The 17,418-nt window shown below is 66.8% G+C and carries 15 protein-coding genes; 4 read left to right on the top strand and 11 right to left on the bottom strand.

Going from position 1 to position 17,418, the window contains the following annotated elements; translation table 11 throughout:
- The 4 genes from P3H15_RS50150 to P3H15_RS50135 form a co-directional block, all read right to left on the bottom strand.
- A partial coding sequence (locus tag P3H15_RS50150) for an AMP-binding protein (protein WP_276144167.1) occupies positions 1–2,500 on the bottom strand: 2,500 nt, incomplete at its 3' end.
- A gap of 40 nt (positions 2,501–2,540) precedes the next feature.
- On the bottom strand, positions 2,541–5,399 hold the full coding sequence (gene pabB / locus P3H15_RS50145; RefSeq protein WP_276144166.1) for an aminodeoxychorismate synthase component I: 2,859 nt from the start codon (positions 5,397–5,399) through the stop codon (positions 2,541–2,543).
- Positions 5,400–6,760: 1,361 nt separating this feature from the next.
- Positions 6,761–8,020, bottom strand: a complete 1,260-nt coding sequence (locus tag P3H15_RS50140; protein ID WP_276144165.1) for an SEC-C domain-containing protein — start codon at positions 8,018–8,020, stop codon at positions 6,761–6,763.
- A gap of 721 nt (positions 8,021–8,741) precedes the next feature.
- A complete protein-coding gene (locus P3H15_RS50135; protein ID WP_276144164.1) occupies positions 8,742–10,616 on the bottom strand; it encodes an RNB domain-containing ribonuclease in 1,875 nt (624 codons plus the stop codon).
- A 230-nt stretch (positions 10,617–10,846) separates the two neighbouring features.
- On the opposite strand from P3H15_RS50135, the gene P3H15_RS50130 reads away from it, so the two are divergent.
- Positions 10,847–11,122 carry a LuxR C-terminal-related transcriptional regulator gene (locus P3H15_RS50130; RefSeq protein WP_276144163.1) on the top strand — a complete coding sequence of 92 codons (276 nt, stop codon included), beginning with the start codon at positions 10,847–10,849 and terminating at the stop codon, positions 11,120–11,122.
- Positions 11,123–11,188: 66 nt separating this feature from the next.
- On the opposite strand, the gene P3H15_RS50125 is transcribed toward P3H15_RS50130, so the two are convergent.
- Positions 11,189–11,458, bottom strand: coding sequence for a hypothetical protein (locus tag P3H15_RS50125; RefSeq protein ID WP_276144162.1), 270 nt, complete (start codon positions 11,456–11,458; stop codon positions 11,189–11,191).
- A 108-nt stretch (positions 11,459–11,566) separates the two neighbouring features.
- Here P3H15_RS50125 and P3H15_RS50120 point away from each other — a divergent pair, with 108 nt between their 5' ends.
- Positions 11,567–12,292, top strand: a complete 726-nt coding sequence (locus P3H15_RS50120; RefSeq protein WP_276144161.1) for a GAF and ANTAR domain-containing protein — start codon at positions 11,567–11,569, stop codon at positions 12,290–12,292.
- A gap of 241 nt (positions 12,293–12,533) precedes the next feature.
- On the opposite strand, the gene P3H15_RS50115 is transcribed toward P3H15_RS50120, so the two are convergent.
- Entirely contained in the window at positions 12,534–13,205 is a 672-nt protein-coding gene (locus P3H15_RS50115; RefSeq protein ID WP_276144160.1) for a PAS and ANTAR domain-containing protein, read from the bottom strand.
- Between the two features lie 155 nt (positions 13,206–13,360).
- Here P3H15_RS50115 and P3H15_RS50110 point away from each other — a divergent pair, with 155 nt between their 5' ends.
- Positions 13,361–14,209, top strand: a complete 849-nt coding sequence (locus tag P3H15_RS50110; RefSeq protein WP_276144159.1) for an SDR family oxidoreductase — start codon at positions 13,361–13,363, stop codon at positions 14,207–14,209.
- Positions 14,210–14,541: 332 nt separating this feature from the next.
- On the opposite strand, the gene P3H15_RS50105 is transcribed toward P3H15_RS50110, so the two are convergent.
- Positions 14,542–14,811, bottom strand: a complete 270-nt coding sequence (locus P3H15_RS50105; protein WP_276144158.1) for a Rho termination factor N-terminal domain-containing protein — start codon at positions 14,809–14,811, stop codon at positions 14,542–14,544.
- A 36-nt stretch (positions 14,812–14,847) separates the two neighbouring features.
- The gene (locus P3H15_RS50100) at positions 14,848–15,090 is read right to left on the bottom strand and encodes a CsbD family protein (RefSeq protein WP_276144157.1); all 243 of its coding nucleotides are present in this window, start codon (positions 15,088–15,090) and stop codon (positions 14,848–14,850) included.
- Between the two features lie 471 nt (positions 15,091–15,561).
- On the opposite strand from P3H15_RS50100, the gene P3H15_RS50095 reads away from it, so the two are divergent.
- Complete coding sequence (locus tag P3H15_RS50095) at positions 15,562–15,741, top strand: hypothetical protein (protein WP_276144156.1); 180 nt, start codon at positions 15,562–15,564, stop codon at positions 15,739–15,741.
- A 110-nt stretch (positions 15,742–15,851) separates the two neighbouring features.
- Here the strand turns inward: P3H15_RS50095 and P3H15_RS50090 are convergent, their stop codons facing one another.
- The 3 genes from P3H15_RS50090 to P3H15_RS50080 form a co-directional block, all read right to left on the bottom strand.
- A complete protein-coding gene (locus P3H15_RS50090) occupies positions 15,852–16,172 on the bottom strand; it encodes an ANTAR domain-containing protein (RefSeq protein WP_276144155.1) in 321 nt (106 codons plus the stop codon).
- A gap of 237 nt (positions 16,173–16,409) precedes the next feature.
- Complete coding sequence (locus P3H15_RS50085) at positions 16,410–16,946, bottom strand: DUF6328 family protein (RefSeq protein WP_276144168.1); 537 nt, start codon at positions 16,944–16,946, stop codon at positions 16,410–16,412.
- Positions 16,947–17,230: 284 nt separating this feature from the next.
- Positions 17,231–17,418, bottom strand: a 188-nt coding sequence (locus tag P3H15_RS50080; protein ID WP_276144154.1) for a hypothetical protein, incomplete at its 5' end; no start/stop codon positions are given.

Here is a 17,418-nt window from a genome sequence, read left to right as displayed (position 1 = left end):
GGTCGCCGGTGCGGTACATGCGTTGGCCGGGTGGGCCGTAGGGGTTGGCGACGAAGTGTTCGGCGGTGTGTGTGGGTTGGTTCTGGTATCCGCGGGCGAGTTGGATCCCGGCCAGGTGTAGTTCTGCGGTTACGCCGCTGGGGACGGGCCGGAGTCGGTTGTCGAGGACGTAGGCGTGGGTGCCGCGGATCGGGCCGCCGATGGTGATGGGGTCACCGGGTGTCAGTGGTCCGCTGCAGTTGCTCATCACGGTTGTTTCGGTGGGGCCGTAGCCGTTGAAGAAGCGGCGGGGGGTGTGGGTGGTGGGGGTGTCGGTGTTTGTGGCCCAGTGGGCGAGCAGGTCGGGGGTGCAGGCCTCGCCGGCGGAGAGGACGGTGTGCAGGGTGTGGAGGTGGGTGGGGTCGATCGTGGCCAGTGCGGCCGGTGTGATCACGGCGTGGGTGACGTGGTTGTGGTGGAGGAGTTGGGTGAGTTCGTCGCCGCCGAAGACGGTGGGTGGGGCGATGACCATGGTGGCGCTGGATCCGGTGGCGAGGAGTAGTTCGAAGACCGAGGCGTCGAAGCTTGGTGATGCCACGGCCAGGGTGCGGGAGGTGGGGGTGGTGGTGAATCGTTCGTGTTGTTCGGCGGCGAGGTTGGCCAGCCCTTGGTGGGTGACGACGACGCCTTTGGGGGTGCCGGTGGAGCCGGAGGTGTAGAGCAGGTAGGCGGTGTTGGTGGTGTGCAGGGGTCGGAGTCGGTCGTGGTCGGTGATCGGGCCTGAATCCATGGTGTTGCATCGGGTTTCGAAGTCGGGGGTGTCGATGACGAGCCAGGGCAGTGGTCCGGGCAGGGTTGTGGCGTGTGCGGTGGTGGTCAATCCGAGTGCGGCTCGGGAGTTCGAGAGCATGTGGGTGATGCGGTCTTTCGGGTAGTTCGGGTCGATGGGGAGGAATGCGGCGCCGGTTTTGGTGGTGGCCCAGACTGCGAGGACCGCGTCGGGGGTGCGGGGCAGTGCGATGGCGACGGTGTCTTCGGTGCCGAGGCCTTCGGCGATGAGGATTCGTGCCAGCTGGGAGGATGCGGTGTCGAGTTGGTGGTAGGTCAGGTGCTGGTCTCGGTAGATCACCGCGGGTGCGGTGGGGTCGTGTGCGGCGGCGGTGGCGAGCAGTTGGGGCAGTGTCGTGGCGGGGTGTTCGGGGCCGCCGGTGCGGTCGAGCAGGTTCCGTCGTTCGTCGGCGTCGAGGATGTCGAGGTCACCGACCCGACTCCCCGCATCGGCAGAAAGGAAGCGTTCGAGAAAGGACAACAAGCGGTGGTGATGACAATCGAGAACGTCGTCGTCGTACAGACTCGGGTTGGCCTGGAAGTCGATGCGTGTGGTGGTGCCCCCCATGCTCGGGTAGATGTTGACGAAGAGATCGTCGACGAGCCCGGAGGTCAACACGTGCAGTCGGCCCGAGTGGGGGCCCAGCCGGATCTCACGACCGGCCGGCATGATGTTGAGAGTCGGACCAAACGAGCGAATTCGGCTGATGTCCCTGCCGAGATCGCGGCAGATGTCCTCACGCCGGTACCGCTGCCGTCGCAGCGCCCCGGTCAACTCGAGCTGGGCGGACTTGATCAGTGCCCCGATCGTCACGTCCGCGCCCACCTCGAGTTGCAGCGGTACGACATTGGCCACCATCCCACCTGAGCGTCGCAGCGATGCGGTCGTTCGGGCCGAAACCGGCAGACTGAGTACGATGTCCGATCTTCCTGTCATCCGGCACAGGAAGCCCGCAAGAGCAGCGACCAAGACCGGCGCCGCACTCGAGTTGTGCTCCGCGACGACCGACTCGAGCATGGAGGCCACGTCGTGTGACAAGGCCGCGCCGGCCACTCGCGGATGCGCCTCGACGGGCGCCGACCGCCCGGCCAGGCTCGCAGGCTCCGGAAGTCCCATGGTCCGTTCCGCCCAGTATCGCCGATCCGCTTCGAAGCGATCCGAGTTCCGGTAGGCAGCATCGAGTTCAACGATCTGCGCGAGGTCCAGCACCCGAAGCGGCGGGGCGTCGACACCGGCAACTGCGGCCGAATACAACTCGGCAATACGCTGCACCATGTTCATGGCGCCGTAGCCGTCGAGCGCGATGTGGTGAATGCGTGAGTACCAGTAGAAGTGCCGGTCACCGATCCGGAGAACGGCCGACACCGCGAGCAGATCCTGGAGGAGGTCTATCGGGGTGCTGAACTCCCGGCGCATCCACTGCTGCGCGGCGGCCGCCGGGTCGTGCTCCCCGCGAAGGTCGATTTGCCGGAGCACGCTGTCGGAAGAATCGTCGACCAGTTGATACAGCTCACCGTCGTGGTCGACCAGGCGTACCAACCCCGAACCGAACTCCGTGGCGGCCACGTGGCTGGTCGCTTCGAGCAATTCGATATCCAACTCGCCGACGACCTCGACGTACTGCGCGATCGTGATCGGGAGCTTGCCCGCCAGTTGCTGGGCGAACCAGATTCCCTTCTGCGCGGCAGACAACCGGCACGCCTTCGACGAAAGGCCGGCCCCCGAGCGCTTTTCAACTCCTGGAATCCGTGGCGGGACGGCATCCACGACCGTTCTCCGATCTGCTCTTTGCGTCAGGAGGCGTGCAAGGGCTGGGCGCGGGTCCGACCTTGCGCCGGGGCTGCATCGAGGTCCGCGCGCACGTGGTGTAGACCGCTTCACCGGCATGGTCGAAATGTGTTGCCACATTTGCAAATAGCTTGTTCTCGTCGAGTAGTGCGACCACTGCCGTGTAATGGTCGGGACGGTGCTCGACGACGAAGCTGCCGCCTGCGTGCAGGAGCCGTGCCGCCGCAACAATAGTGTGCCGGGCGAGCCTCGACACATCTGTACCACTGGCCGAGGCCCCTTGGTGGTAGTCGCTGCGCTGTAGGGGAAATTCGTCGTCCTCGGGAATGCACGGTGGACGGGCGAGGACCAGATCGGCCGTTCCGTCCAGGTCGGTGACGACGGTATCGTGAAGCGCGATCGGGCTCTCGCCGAGGCAAATCTGACGTTCGATGTTGCGCCGCGCCACGTTCAGAGCTACCGGATCCACATCCACGGCATGTACACCGGCATCGGCTCGGGCATGCGCGATCGCCAAGGCGATTGCTCCGGAACCGGTGCACAGGTCCACGACCACTGGAGCCGTGACATGTGAAATATCGGCGAGGGCCTCGGCAAGCACAAGTTCGGCATGTGCACCGGGCGCCGGCACACCGGGGCAGACCCACACCTCTACACCGCCCACTTCGGCCCGCGAGAGTCGCCCGGCTCGATCGATGATGCCACTCGAGGCCTGCGGATCAAGGTGGTGGGCGAGGGCGCGCGATCTACCGGCGCTGATCGTGAGAGCCCTGCGCATGGCGGCCGCCTTGACCAGGGTCTCGACGAACTCTTCGTCGGGATCGGACAACGCGACAATGGCGCCCCCGATCCCGAAGCTCACTGTCCCGTGACGGGACACCATGGTTCGGATGACGATGCTGAGGTCGGCGGTGCCGTTGATCGACAGCCAGCCGAGGGCGCCCGAGTACACCCCTCGCGGCCCCTCCTCCAGCCGATCGATGATTTCCATGGTGCGTAGCTTCGGTGCTCCGGTCATCGAGCCACCCGGGAAGCAGGCACGCACACACCCGACCGCAGTCGCGTCACTGCGCAGCGTCCCCCGCACCGTCGACACGAGCTGATGGACCGGTGCGTAGGTTTCGACGTCGAACAATCGCGGTACGTGCACCGAACCGGGGGTACAGACCCGTGAAAGATCGTTGCGCACGAGGTCGACGATCATGAGGTTCTCGGCCCGATCCTTTTCGCTCGTCAGAAGGTCCCGGCGGAGCGCGTCGTCCGTCGCAGCGGTTGCACCCCGCGGCCGGGTGCCCTTGATCGGTTTGGACTCCACGACCCGGTCGGCGCCCACGCGCAGAAACCTCTCAGGGGAGGCGCTGAGTATGTCCGCCGCCTCGAACCTCAGGAGTGCTGCGTACGGCACCGGCGTGATGGATCGGAGGTAGGCAAAGGTTTCGACGGGGTCGATGTCGACCTCGATCCGGGCGTGGTTCGTCAAGCACACTTCGTACGTTTCCCCGACCCGAATGTTCTCCAAACAGGTACGGATCTTGTTGAGGTAGGTTTCACGGTTGTGGCGCAGCGTCATGCGCGGGTCTGCCGCCGACCTGATGAGCGGCCGGGCGGGAAGCGCATCGTCGGTCGTGACGGGCATCCGGTTGATTACCCGTGCCGTACGGCGCATCCAGTCGCGGGATCCGGGGTCGTGTGGCCGCTCGCTGAGCGCCAGTAGGTAGCAGCTGCCGTCGACATGGTCGATCACGACCGCGCGGTCGGCGAAGACCAGGGCAGCGTCCGGTGTGTCCGCGGAGTGTTGCGCACTGCCGTCGGCTTCGGCCTTCAACTCGTAGCCCAGGTACCCCACGTAGCCCAGATTGAACGAGAACGGCAGATCCGGAGATGGCGGCACCGCGCGGATCCGCAACTGTTCGTCGAGATAGTCGAAGAATCGCACGCGGCGTTTGTCGGCCGGAACGCCGGAACGGTGCACTAGGACGGTGCCGTCCGCAACGTCATACGTAACGTACTCGGCGCGTGGACCAGATGCGTCACCCATGATGGTGAAGCGTGCGTCCGATTCCACTGCGGAGCTGCCATCGAGCCAAAAACTGTTGGGGCCGTCCGCGAACAGGCGCTCATACACCGTCTGTGGGTCGACGCGCCGATCTATCCGTCGTGTTTCCACCCTGTACGGAGACAAGGTCCGCGGCCGATGTCGTGGCTTCGGGACGGATCCCTTCCGGCGGGTCGGGGTGAGGTCGCGGAAGTTGGCGAGGAGTTCATGTCCATGATCCGTGCAGACCGATTCCGGATGAAATTGCAACCCCCACAGGGGGCGCAGACGGTGCCGTACCCCCATGAGAACCCCGTCGGATGTCCACGCAGTCGCCTCCAGCTCAGCCGGGAGATCTTCGACGGCAAGAGAGTGGTACCGAACGACCGACAGAGGCGAGGGGAGACCCGCGAACAATTCACTCTGGTCGTGAAATATCTCCGAGTTTCGACCGTGCCGCGGCTCTGGAGCCAAGACGACATGCGCACCGAACAGTTGGCATAGACCCTGATGGCCGAGGCACACTCCCAGGGTGGGAAGCCCACCGTGCAGAATGGCCCGCGAGCTGATGCCGAAGTCGCGTTCGATTGATGGACGACCGGGCCCCGGAGAGATCACGATGTTGTCGAACTCGGCCAGATCGATCACACACCAGTCCACGTCGTTGCGCACCACCGTCGGCGGGCACCCGTTGACGTCGCTGAGAAAGCTGTACAGGTTGTATGTGAAGGAATCGTAATTATCGATCAACAACGTCTTGGTAAACATCGTTCGCCCGGCTCTCGGCGCGTGAGGGATGCGACACTGCGTTGTCTCTCGCCGGTGCAACGACTTGATGAGGTCCCTCGAACTTGTTGCAGGAGCATTCGTCTGAGGGTGCACCCTGTGGCGCCCTCCTCCAGCACAGGGAGCTCGTGTGATTCACCGGCTGAAGCGAAATGGCCGACGTTGCGGGATGAGGCGCCATACCGTGAAGGCCGCCCGTGCCCGCGATAATGCGGATGATTGCCACCAAGACCCCTCGATGCGTCCGCCCCGCCACGATGCTCCGACGAACCTGAGGTAAACCAGCTACTGAGTGCCGGCGATGCCCGCTCGTGCATTCTTGCTGACGAGCCGGCCGGGGAGAAACCGGGTCCTTGTATCGTCCTTGTTTCGCCGATCCGGTGGGGCTGGTGGACATGATCGATCCTTAGGAGGGCTATTTAGCATGTCTATCAACGCAATACGCCCAGACCCCGGTACGCCGCGCGATGCGTGCACTCCACCTTAAGTCACTAAAGTCCGTAGAAACAAGGTCGCCCAGTCGGCAGTGGTCCACAGAGCACGTGGTCGGTTTTATACACACGTACATCACATCCCGGAATCTCTTTAATTCGCGGAATAGCCGTCGACTGCAGCTGCTTCTGTGCCTCCCGTACCGATCTTCCGGGCTGTTTGGGGAGTGGTGTCCAGCCGACGAAACCGAATCGGCGTGAACCGGTTCAGAGGGCGTTCTCGCCATAGGTCCGTTTTGTGTCGTCGGTGTCGAGAATGTGGACATTGCCTCGTTTGAGGCAACCGGGTTCGTCGAGACGACCGCGCCAACCAGGGCAGCGAAATGGTGTTCGCCATGACTTGATCGCCCTCGAGTTCGTCGAGGAGGCGCAACGGCAACACCCGGAGGCCGGCAGCCCCGAGCTGTTTCCGTTCTGGAACCGGGCCCGGGCAAACCCTGTGACCCGCGCGGTCGACTAGGGATTGTCGGCGCCCATGTTCCGCCGCATCACTTGCGGCGGGTGTTACCGCCTTGTCCCGGTCGAGTTTCGTCGAGTAGCCGGTTTCTCCTTGGTAGATCGGCGCGGCGCCGGCTGCTTTTGTGTCGTCTCAGGACGCGTAGCTGACAGATGATTGCGGAGCGGTGCGGATCGGCGCCGGGGGTGGCCGGGATGACGGCGGGGCCTGGCGGGGGAGCAACGGCCACGGTCGTCGTGGGCGTGACCGGGGCGACCGGCTGGGCGGTGCAGTGGCCACCGATCGGGTTGCGTTGGCGGCAGGCGGAAGTTCTAGAGCCCCAATGCCTCCCGCAGTCGGTGCACGCTCATTGTCCCCGGCTGCTCCTGTTGTGGGAAGGAGTCGAGCAGGTCGGATCAGTGGCATACCTTGTATTTGCGTCCGGACCCGCACCAGCACCGATCGTTGCGTCCCAGGTCCGGCCGGTCGACGGGACGAAACGATCGGAGCAGCTCGTACATCGGGTCGCGATCCCCACCGGGGACCCGGTCGAGCAGCCCGATCGCCCGCACCGCGTCACCGCGATCGGACGCGAAGCGGGCCAGCGCCTCGAGTGCCTCGTCCCAGTTCGGGTCCACCGACACCGCGCGCTCGTAGTGCCGCTCGGCGTCGGTGGTCGCTCCGTCGAGTTCGGCGGCCTTGCCCGCCAGCCAGTGCGCGGTCGGGGCGGTCCGGCGGGGACCGCGGTCGCGGAGTACCGCGGCGGCCCGGTGCAGAGTGTCGGTGCCGGCGTCCAGAGTGGCGTACGCCTCACCGAACGCGGCGCGGGCCGCGTTCGGTGAGGCGAGATGGGCGAACCGGTCACCCGCGGTCGCCACGACCGCGTCGACGGCGCGCTCACGCTCGTCGTCGGGGGTGTGCTCGAGCACGCCGATCAGGGCCACAAACGTCATGACCGCGTCCGTCTCCTGGTCGGTGAGGTGGTGCGCCGCCGCGACCGCCGCGGCGTGCGAGGCCCCGCGGTGGGCGGCGAAGTCGAAACCTGCGGCGGCGATGAAATCGCCGTCGCAGACGTATCCGGTGGCGGTGATCAGGTCGCCGAGCAGGAGGGTCGGCGCCGTCAGCAGGGTCGGGTCGTCGGCCATCAGCTGCCAGACGATGCCGTCCAGGGGCTCGGGGCCCTCCGGCGGCATCAGGTCGGCCAGCGCGCCGGTGAAGATCGGGTGCGGCCGTGGGGGAACCGCCGCGGCGGTGAGCCGCAACTCGCCGTCGATGAGGGCGAGCGCGACCAGGTCGCCGGGCCGGAATTCGGCGAGCGCGTCTCGTTCGAGCAGCAGCGCCGCATCCTTCGGCCAGTCCGGGTCGTCGACGCCGCGTTCGTCGAAGACGTCGTCGTCGAGGTCCCGGAAAATGGTGTGGAGCCCGCCCGCGGCCGGGTCGTGGTCGTGGTCGTCGAACGGCAGCAGCGGTATCAGGTCCGGGTGGGCGTCGAGGATGCCAGTGGAGAGTTCCGTGTCGGTGAGCCGGTGGGTGAGCACGCGCCCGGAGAGCAGCGTGTCGAGGGCCGCGCTGCGACCGTCCGCCAGGTAGCCGAGCCGTCGATGGCCGAGGTACTCGGTGAGTTCCTCCATGTCGGCGAGATAGCCGTGTCCCTCGCGACCAGCAACCGTGCCCATTCGTCGGGATGGAGGGGGCCGTGCTCGCGGAGCAGGGCCATGGCGGCTTCGACGGTGGGATCTGTCGGATCGGTCACCGGGCGATGGTATGCCAGGCGCCTGCCGTCTCGTCGGAAGCAGAAGTCTCGGCGTCGGCGCGGTGCAACACGCGGGGCTGCGGTTCCGGCACCTCGGATGAGAAGCCTCCGCGCCGAATCGGGATACACATTCCCACGGCCCGGCGATTCTGGTGGGGAGTGGGGGAGTGGCCGCATAGGTGCAGTTCACATGGGATAAGCACGTTGTCGATGAGTGGGGAGTGGGGCACAAAAAGCGGCACTGAATCAGGTTCAAAGACGCTCAATCAGGCCGGTAGTGCCGATGTCGGAGATGCCGGTCAGTCGTCATCCGCGCCGCAACGCCGCGGTACGGACACTCCCCTGACACATCGGCCCGGAAATCCCGAATCCGCGGTGGTCTCGACCGACTGCCGGACGACCTGCTCTCGTCCGAACCGGGCCCGGGGGTCGTTGCGTCATTTTGTTCTCGGATCGAAGGGCGTCGGGATGGCGATGCTCCGATCGATCGACGGCGCTCGTGTCCGGGCCGCCACGAGAGTGCCGTCCCGAGTTTCGGTCGGCGCGCCTCAGGCGGCTACCCGCCAAGACTGCCCGGCAGCGGTTCGGCCGCCCCAGTACCCCGACCGGTGTTGCCGCGGTACACACAAGACCGCGCGGCGTCATCACTGCCGGGCGAAGAGTGCCTCGACGAGCGCGGCCGCGGATGCGGTCTTCGCCACCGTTTTCGCGGTCGCCTCCGCGGTGGCGGTGCGGCCGGCGAGGGACACGGTGGCGGTGAAGCGGGGTGCGTGCGCGGGACCGTCGGTGCGGATCTCCCACTCGGGCGGGGCCTGATTGCTGTTCTGGGCCAGGCTCATCAGCCAGGCGATGGGGTTCGAGAGCGCCTTGGATTTCTTCGCCCCGTCCAGGTTGAACACGGCCGGACCGGTCGTATCGTGCGGCGGCGGGGAGATCGCCGGACCGGGATCTGCGGACGTCGGCGGGGCAACAGGCTGCGGGTTCTGCGGTGTCACAGGCCATTCGGGATCCGTGTCGGGGTGGTCGGTGCCGGTCAGCTGCGCGCGCAGTCCGGCCCAGAGGGCGGCCTGTTCGGCCGGCTTCTTCGCGGCCGCGGTGGTCCAGGGTCCGCGAATGCCGAGGTGGGTGGCGCGGGCGGCGAACAGGGGGTGGTGGTCGGCGCCGCTCTGCCGGGTCTCGAGATCGGTGGGGAGTTGGTCGGGGTGGGTTTGCCGCCACACCGACGCCACGCTGGGGCCCATCTCCGGATGGGCGTCGGTGAGGGTGTCGAGGACGCGGAGTTGGATCGGGCGCCAGGTGGGGTCGGTGGCGTCGATCAGGACCGCGATGTCCGGGGCGGTCAGCAGGTCGGCGTCGGCGCGGCGGGCGAGTTCGGCGGCGATTTCGTCGCGAAGTGGTGCGGTGACCGCGGTTTTGAGGACCTTGTGGAAGGTGCGACCGTCGAGAGCGGTGAGATCGCGTGCCGCCTCTTGGGTGACGAGGCGGTGGTCGGCGTGTTTGAAGTGGTTTTTCTTCGCTTCCCGAGCCTGGCGGGTGCGCCGGTTCAGGTCGGCGCCGAGGGTGGCCAACTGCTCGCCGGTGTAGGGGGCGGGGGAGTGGTCGAGGTGGGCGAAGAGGATCCGCTGGTTGATCAGGTCGGCCACCCGCCGCAGCGGGGAGGTGACGTGGCTGTAGGCGCTGAGACGAAGACCGTAATGTCCGTGGACCGTCGGGTCGTAGGTCGCGGCCCGCAAGGTGGACAGCAGCCGCCCGCGGAGCTTCGCGAACAGGTCCGGATCGCCTGCGGCGGCGGCGATCTCGGTCATCAGCTCGTCCGTGCTGCCGGCGACCGGGTTGGGGCGGTGGTTGCGGAACAGAATCGGTAACCCCTGCTCCACACACCACAACGCGACGGCCTCGTTGGTGGCGATCATCAGTTCTTGGACGATGACGTAGGCGACGGTGCGTAGTTCGGCGGCGATCGCCACGATGGCGCCGTCCTCATTGGTCGCCCAGCCGCGGGTGAGGTCGTAGAACGCCAGCGCCCCGCCGTCGCGGCGGGCGCCGAGCAGGGCCTGCGCGGCGGCATCCGCCGCAGCCAGCTGGCCGTGGAGTGGGTGGGCCGGGTCGGTCAGGATGCCGGGCACCTGCGCGTGATCGACCGCCACGCATCTTCCCAAGGGGATGTGCCCGCGGCCGACGGCGGTGTCGAGCAGCTGGCCGTCGGTCGTGAGGGTGCCGGTGACCCGCAGGCTGGTCCGCGCGGCTACGGTGGTCAGGGTGGCCGCCTGTTCGGCCGTCTCGCCGAGCATCGGGACGGTGCGGTCGCGCAGGTACCGGGTCTCCGCCCGCAGGAACGCCTGCTCGTCGGCCACCGACCCCAGTTCCACGACGTCGGCGACACCCGCGATGTGAACCTCCACCGCCCACCCACGCGCCCCGGCGAGCGGGGTGACGGCGAAGGCGTCGTCCCGGTCCCGCGCCGACGCGGAGTCGATCATCAGCAGTGTCGACAGGTCGGTCGTTGTCGGTGATGCCATGGTCGGTACCCCCTTTGGTTCTACTGGACTCCGACGATAACCACACTTCACCAGGCGGGTGGTGACGACACGACCGTAAAACCGGCTTCAGGTACGGTTTGTTCGCCGCGGCGCAGGCCGTGCTCGTCGTCGTGGCCCACATCGTATTGCCCCAGCAGATGGTGCGCTGCAACGGACGACCGGTGTGCGTCCGGCAGCAGCCACTGCGGCCCCGAGAAGGTGAGAGTGCTATGACTGCCGGTCCTGGCCCGCTGCCCGACCCTGTCGCGGGGCCGCAGCGGCGGCCCGCGCTGTCGCCGCGTGAGCTGGAGATCCTTCGGCTGTGGCTGCGCCGTGAGTCGAAGAGTGTTGCCGCTTCTGGGCTGGGAATCAGTATGGGCACGATCAACACCCACCTGATCCGGATCCGGGCGAAGTACGCCGCCGTCGGGCGCCCCGTTTCCGACAAGACCGGTCTGCTGATCCGGGCGCTGCAGGACGGGCTGGTGTCACTGTCCGAGCTCTGACGCATGGATCCACCTGGGAAGGCCTCGCCCGGGCGTGAGCGCCGCGGAGGTGCGGGTGTTGTCGCTTCAGGACGTCTCGGGTCGCCGGGGTGAGGTCCGGTCGCTGAGCCGGGCCGCCCGGGCGTTCTCGTGGGTGATGATGGCTTCCTGCCAGTCGTGCTCGGTCATGTCTGCCCGACCGCCGGCGGACGAGGGTGGTACCCCGAGCTGCGCGGCGATCTGCGCCCACGACGTTCCCGCTTGGAGGGCCTCGATCACCGCCCGGGCGAGGAGCTCGTCGCCGTGGTCGCCGCCGGGCGACGGCGCCGGCGTGGTCAGAATCCACCGCAAGACCACCCGACCCGGCTCGCTCGGGGAGCGCGGAGTGGTGTGTGCATCTCTGCGAGCCTATCGGTCGCACCGAAATGGTGTGACGTCGCTCTCGGACCGGTGTAACGATGGGGTATGAGCTCAGATGAGGACCACGCCGCCGGCCGGGGTGGTGGGTTCGAGCATCGGTTGCGGGCCGAGATCGAACAGGTCGCCCGGGATCTGCGGGCCGAGCACGCCAGCATCCAGGGCACCCTGGAAGTGATCACGAAGTCCGCCCGGGATGTGGTGCCCGGCGCCGAGGATGCCGGCATCACTCTGGTCACCCGCGGCCGGGGTTTTCAGTCGCGGGCGGCGACGTCGGAGCTGCCGCAGAAGATCGACGAGCTTCAGCACCGGCTCGGTGACGGGCCGTGTGTGCAGGCGATCTGGAACCACGAAACCGTCCTGGTCACGGACATGACCACCGAGGGACGCTGGCCGCTGTTCGCGCCGGAGGCGGCCAGGATCGGGGCGCGGTCGATGCTGGCGTTCCAGCTCTACACCACCGAGAACACGATGGGTGCGTTGAACCTGCACTCGAGCCAGGTGGGCGCGTTCGACGACGACTCGGTCAGCATCGGCGGCACCCTGGCCACCCATGCGGCGATCGCGCTGATCGCCTCGCAGCGGGAGGAACAGTTCCGTGATGCCCTGGCCTCTCGGGACATCATCGGGCAGGCCAAGGGCATCCTGATGCACCGGTTTTCGATCGACGCCGAGCAGGCCTTCGCGATCCTGACCCGCCAATCCCAGCACACCAACACTCCGCTCAACGAGGTCGCCCTGAACGTGATCGAACACCGATCCGACGCCTCGTAGGGTCCCCCGCCGAAGGGGACATCGTGGTGCGAGGCTCCCGGTCCCCGCACCACGCCGATGGGGCACCCGCTCGCACCGCCCGACGCATCCTGCAGCCACCACCTTTCCTGGTGCCGGGGTCGAAACCGGGGGTTCCCGGTGCGGGTCTCGGGGCAATCGGGAGTCAGGGTCGGGGCTCGACCGGTCGGGTCACCGGTCCAGGTCCCGTGGGTTGAGCCCAAACAGCCCGCGGGACCGTCCACTACCTAGGTCGTGGGCCTCGCTGATGGGCGGTGAGCAGCAGATGATCGAACCGGGTTCGGAGGCCGGTGTCGGGTTCGAGTTCGCCGAAGGCGGCGACGAGCCGTTCGGCGAGGATGCGGAGCCGGGTGTTCGTTTCCTGCGAGCGCCAGGTGAGGATGTCGAACGCGCGGTCGGCGGGAATGCCGTAGACCAGCATCAGCGCCCCCTTGGCCTGCTCGATCACCGCCCGCGACTGCTCGAGGGCGGCGACGGTTTCGTCGACCGAATCCTTGACGTCGCTGCGGTGCGAGTCGGTGATGTCGACGTAGAACCCGGTCGTGCCGATCACGGCGCCGGTGTCGTCGTGCATGCGGTCCCCGACCACCACGACCTGGCGGACGTGGCCGGCGGTGTCGATGATGCGGTGCTTGCTGCTGAACGGTTCGGCGTCGGTGATCAGCCGGTCCAACACCCGCGCGACGTGCGGCTTGTCCTCGGGGTGCTTGTGGGAGAGCAGCAATTCCGTGGTCGGGGTGACCTCGCCGGGTCGGTAGCCGTGCATCTGGGCGACGGTGTCGGACCATTCCCACCGCTGCCCGTCCAGGAAGAACCGGAAGCTGCCCACCCGCTGCGGCTCGCCGCCACCGAACACCTGCTCTGAATCCACGCCTATTTCTAGCAAATCGGTCATCCGACAGTTGTGAGGCAGTCGGCCGCGGCCGGCCCGGTGATCGGCGGTGGGAGTGCGGGCGGAAACTGCCTCGGGGATGCCGCTGAAGCAGCGGATTTGCCTTCCGGTGCGCGGGGTACCCGGCAGGTCGACCGTTCACCCGATCGGAGAGGTGCATGAGCGAACACACCCCACACACCATCGACTATCCCGGCCGCACCGCGGAGATGGCCGAAGAGCCGCACGACGAGATGCGCGCCTACCGGGGCAACGACTTGCTGAAAGGCAAACGGGCGCTGGTCACCGGGGGCGATTCGGGGATCGGCCGCGCCGTGGCGGTGGCGTTCGCGAAGGAGGGCGCCGACGTGGCGATCGCCTACCTCGAGGAGAGCGACGACGCGGCGCACACGGCCGAGCTGGTCGAAAAACAGGGGCGGTGCTGCCGTACCTTCGCCGGTGACCTGGCCTCGGCGGAGCACTGCCGTGCCGTGGTGGCCCGCACGGTCTCGGAGCTGGGTGGGCTCGACATCGTCGTCAACAATGTCGCCTACCAGGAACCGGTCGACGACTTCCTCGAGGTGTCCGAGGAGCAGTGGCGGCACACGTTCTCGGTGAACATCGACAGCTACTTCCACGTGAGCAAGGCGGCGGTACCGCATCTCGGCCCGGGCTCGGCGATCATCAACACCGGTTCGGTGAACGGGTTGCGCGGGAACAAGTCGCTGATCGACTATTCCGCGACCAAGGGTGCGGTGACCGCGCTGACGTACTCGTTGGCACAGACCCTGCTGGATCGCGGAATTCGCGTCAATTGTGTTGCTCCCGGCCCGGTCTGGACACCACTGATTCCGGCGACCATGGACGAGGAGAAGGTCGCGGAATTCGGGAAGCAGGCCCCCTACGGGCGGGCCGCCCAGCCCGACGAGATCGCGCCGTCCTACGTATTTTTCGCGTCCGGTCTGCTGTCCTCCTACTACTCCGGGGAGGTGCTCGCCCCGCTCGGTGGGGAGACACTGCCAGGTTGACAGTCCTGCAATCCGACGCCGACCGTTGGCCGACTGTTGCGAGCTGACCGAGGATCGTGGGCGCAGGGCATAGCGCATCTGGTGGTCAGAAACCCATCGGAGTCGAGGAAATGGCACTCTCGGTACAAAGTTTCAGGCACAGCGGGGCCGAGGATGCGTCATCCGGTGCAGACCGGAGACCAGCTTTCGGTGACTATGCCTGTCGGCGGGGGATGTGCGGGGCGCAGGAGTCGGGAGTGCTTCGTACCAATCCTGGTGCCAGCGGCAATGTTTGACGGATCGGTGCCTGCAGAAGGTTCCCGACCGGGGAGTCGGTGGATGGACGCGGCTGGTTAGTGATTACGAAGCTCGTCGATGAGATCGGTCTTGTTCAGCCTCGAATAGCCCTCCAAGCCCAGTTCCTTGGCGCGTTTCTTCAGCTCGTCCACTGTCCAGTCCTCGTAGGACTGCGACTTCCCGCCCGACTTTCCGACATTTGTGCGGCCACGACTTGCCGCCGCATTGGAGATGCGGGCCGCCTTCTCCTTGGAGTCACCCTTCTCGCGCAGTTCCTCATACATCTCTTGGTCTTTGAGTTGGGGCTGCGAATCCTTGCGAGCCATCGGGTGCTCCTTCCGTCGAATAGCACGTGGTTTGGTTTATTTGTCCTGCTCGGCGCGCTCGCGTTGGTCGTGGACGGCGGCCTCGCCACGTGCCTTCGCCGCCGCAGCTTCCTTTTCCGCCGCCTCTCGTTGGGCCTCGGCCTTGTCTTGCTGCGCCTGTCCCTCCCGAGTCAAGTCGTCACGGCCGGTGACCGCGCCGACCGCCTCCTTGGCCTTTCCCTTCACGTCTTCGACCACACCCTTGACGGCTTCGGCGGGACCTGACTTGTCGTCAACCACTGAGTCTTCCTCCTCGTCGGTGCGTACCTGCCTTCGTGTCCACCGCCTACCCGTGCGCCCAGAACCTCAAACGGCCATCCCCAGTGTCTCGGCCGTCGTCGTTCTCGTCCGGTTCGGTGTCCACTCTCGACCCCCCTCGCGGCCATCGGATACGACCCTTCACGAACTCTGATCCGGCCCCGGCCCCGGACTCGCCGGCGCGGCTACTGCGGGGGAACGGGGCGAACATTGCCGGGCCTTCTCTCACGAGCGGGCGTGTGGGGCCAGCATAAGCGCCGGGATCGAACGGATCGTGACGATGTGCAATGCCGGGAGGTGGGGCGTGAGGCAGTGCCCCGGTGTGACGGACTCCCGGCGCCGGTCACCGGCCGGTGACCGCTCGGTGTCGGCCGGGCGGCTTACGGTGGACATGCTGCGGCTTCCGTGCCGCGCGAGGGCCGCAGTTGACTTGTCCGACAAGGGGGATGTGCTGTGGAAGTGCTGGGAGTAGGCGTTGTCCTCGGCACCGTCGCGCTGGTCGTTCCCGCGGTCTATCTGTTGTTGCGGGCGGTGATCGCGGTCGAGCTACGTCGCCTCGGTGAGCGCACACCGTCGCCGGGCTCCGCGCCGGCAGGCAGCCGATCCGGGAACGGCAAGGGTGTCGGGGCCTGACGGTCCGCGGTGAGTTAGGGGTCCGGAAGTGTTGCTTCTCACCGCGGGCGTAATCCATGCGGTACCTGCTCGGTGTCGTTGTCGCCGGTTGTCGGTGACGGTGTGGGGACCTACCGCGAGGACCCTGGCCGATGCGTCAGATGTGACTCCCACTCGGCCAACGCTCCGGATGCGTCGGAGTGCTGCTTCACCGATCCCAGCGGTGGGCAGGCCCCGATCGCGAGGTCCACCAGGGCGTGGGCCACGGTCAGCACACTGAGGTGGTGATGGCGTGCGACTCGAAGCAACTCGTCGAACGCCTCGGTCTGGCTGCAACGGCGTAGGCCGATCAGGATGCCTTCCGCCACCGACAACGTTTCCCGACCATCTCTCGCATGCTGGACACCCACCCCGGCACGGCCTGGGATTGAGTGCGGTTCGGGCACGGTCATGGACATCACCTCCCCGACGTGGCATCACTTCGCAACTTTCGCAGGCCGCACATCGAGCGTGACACCTGCGTGGGCGTACCCGCGGAGAATGACATTCACACCTCCGGCAGGGGCCAACGCCGGCACCGATTCGGAGGCATCCGCCCCTGCCCGGCAGTTGCGTCTCGCGAGGGGTGCACCGCCGCGATTCGGAACCGAGCCCGGGTTCGGATGGCGCACGGTGTCGGTACGCACTCGTCAATCGCCAGCGGAGGGTGGGGGATCGTTGCGGCGGTGCCGCAGTCGCAGGATCGCGGCGAGCAGGGACAGTCCGCAGAAGATGGCCGCTGCGACCGCGGCCGCGACGAGGCCGACTCTGGGGGAGACGACGAAACTGAAGATGAGAAGCACGACCCCGACCAATGCGGCCCCGAAGGTGGCGATACCGCAGGCCGTCAGCTTGTGCGCCGTGGCCACCAGTGCGGGTAGCGCGTGCTGGCGGAACAGGGCCCGATGAATTCCGACGGGTGCGACCAGCAGCATCGTCGACAGGACCGACAGGGCGACCGTCACGAGGTAGGTCCCGACCTCGAAGTCCGTCAGGTCTGCGAAGCGCTGCTGGAACGGCAACGTCAACAAGAACCCGGTGAGCAGTTGCACTCCGGTCTGCACGACACGCAGCTCCTGCAGCAGTGCCGCCCAGTTTCGGTCGAGTCGTTGGGTTTCCGTCTCGTGGCGGGCGCGATAGTTCCATTCGTCGTCGTCCCGCGCCCGCTCGTCACTGCCGTCCGACATGTCCAACCCGCTGTCCTGAAGATAGTTCGGTCCCAGTGACAGCGACGCGATGCCACGCGGTCGGACTGGGCCCAGGCCGAGGTAGTTGCCGCTCGGTCCGGTGCCGAACACTACCCACCTGCGTTACCCGAAATGTCCGTTTCTTACACCGGACTGCTCCGTGGTCGACTGATCACCCGCACCATCGCCCCGGCGGACACCTATTCAGTGCGACCGAGGCCGCCCGGCCTCGCCGGGAACGTGCATGCCCGTGGCCGTGGCGTAATCCCAGCCGCGTCAAGGTGTTAGTCCGGCGCGTCGTCGCCGGTGTCGGTGGGGGTGATCTTGGCCCGTTCGGCTGCGTTGCCGGGCACATCATGGGCCACGTGTTCGGCGGCGACGCGTTCTTCGACGTCGTCCACCAGTTCGGAGAGTTTACGGGCTCTTCCCGTTTCAGAGTGCGTTGATCCGTTCCTGAAGCTGCCCGGAGTGG

Origin of the sequence: Rhodococcus sp. T2V (assembly GCF_029269925.1) — a bacterium.
In the GTDB taxonomy this organism is placed as follows: Bacteria; Actinomycetota; Actinomycetes; order Mycobacteriales; family Mycobacteriaceae; genus Rhodococcus_F; species Rhodococcus_F koreensis.
The sequence above is the reverse complement of the archived record's forward strand: the minus strand, read 5'-3'. Positions and strand labels throughout refer to the sequence as shown.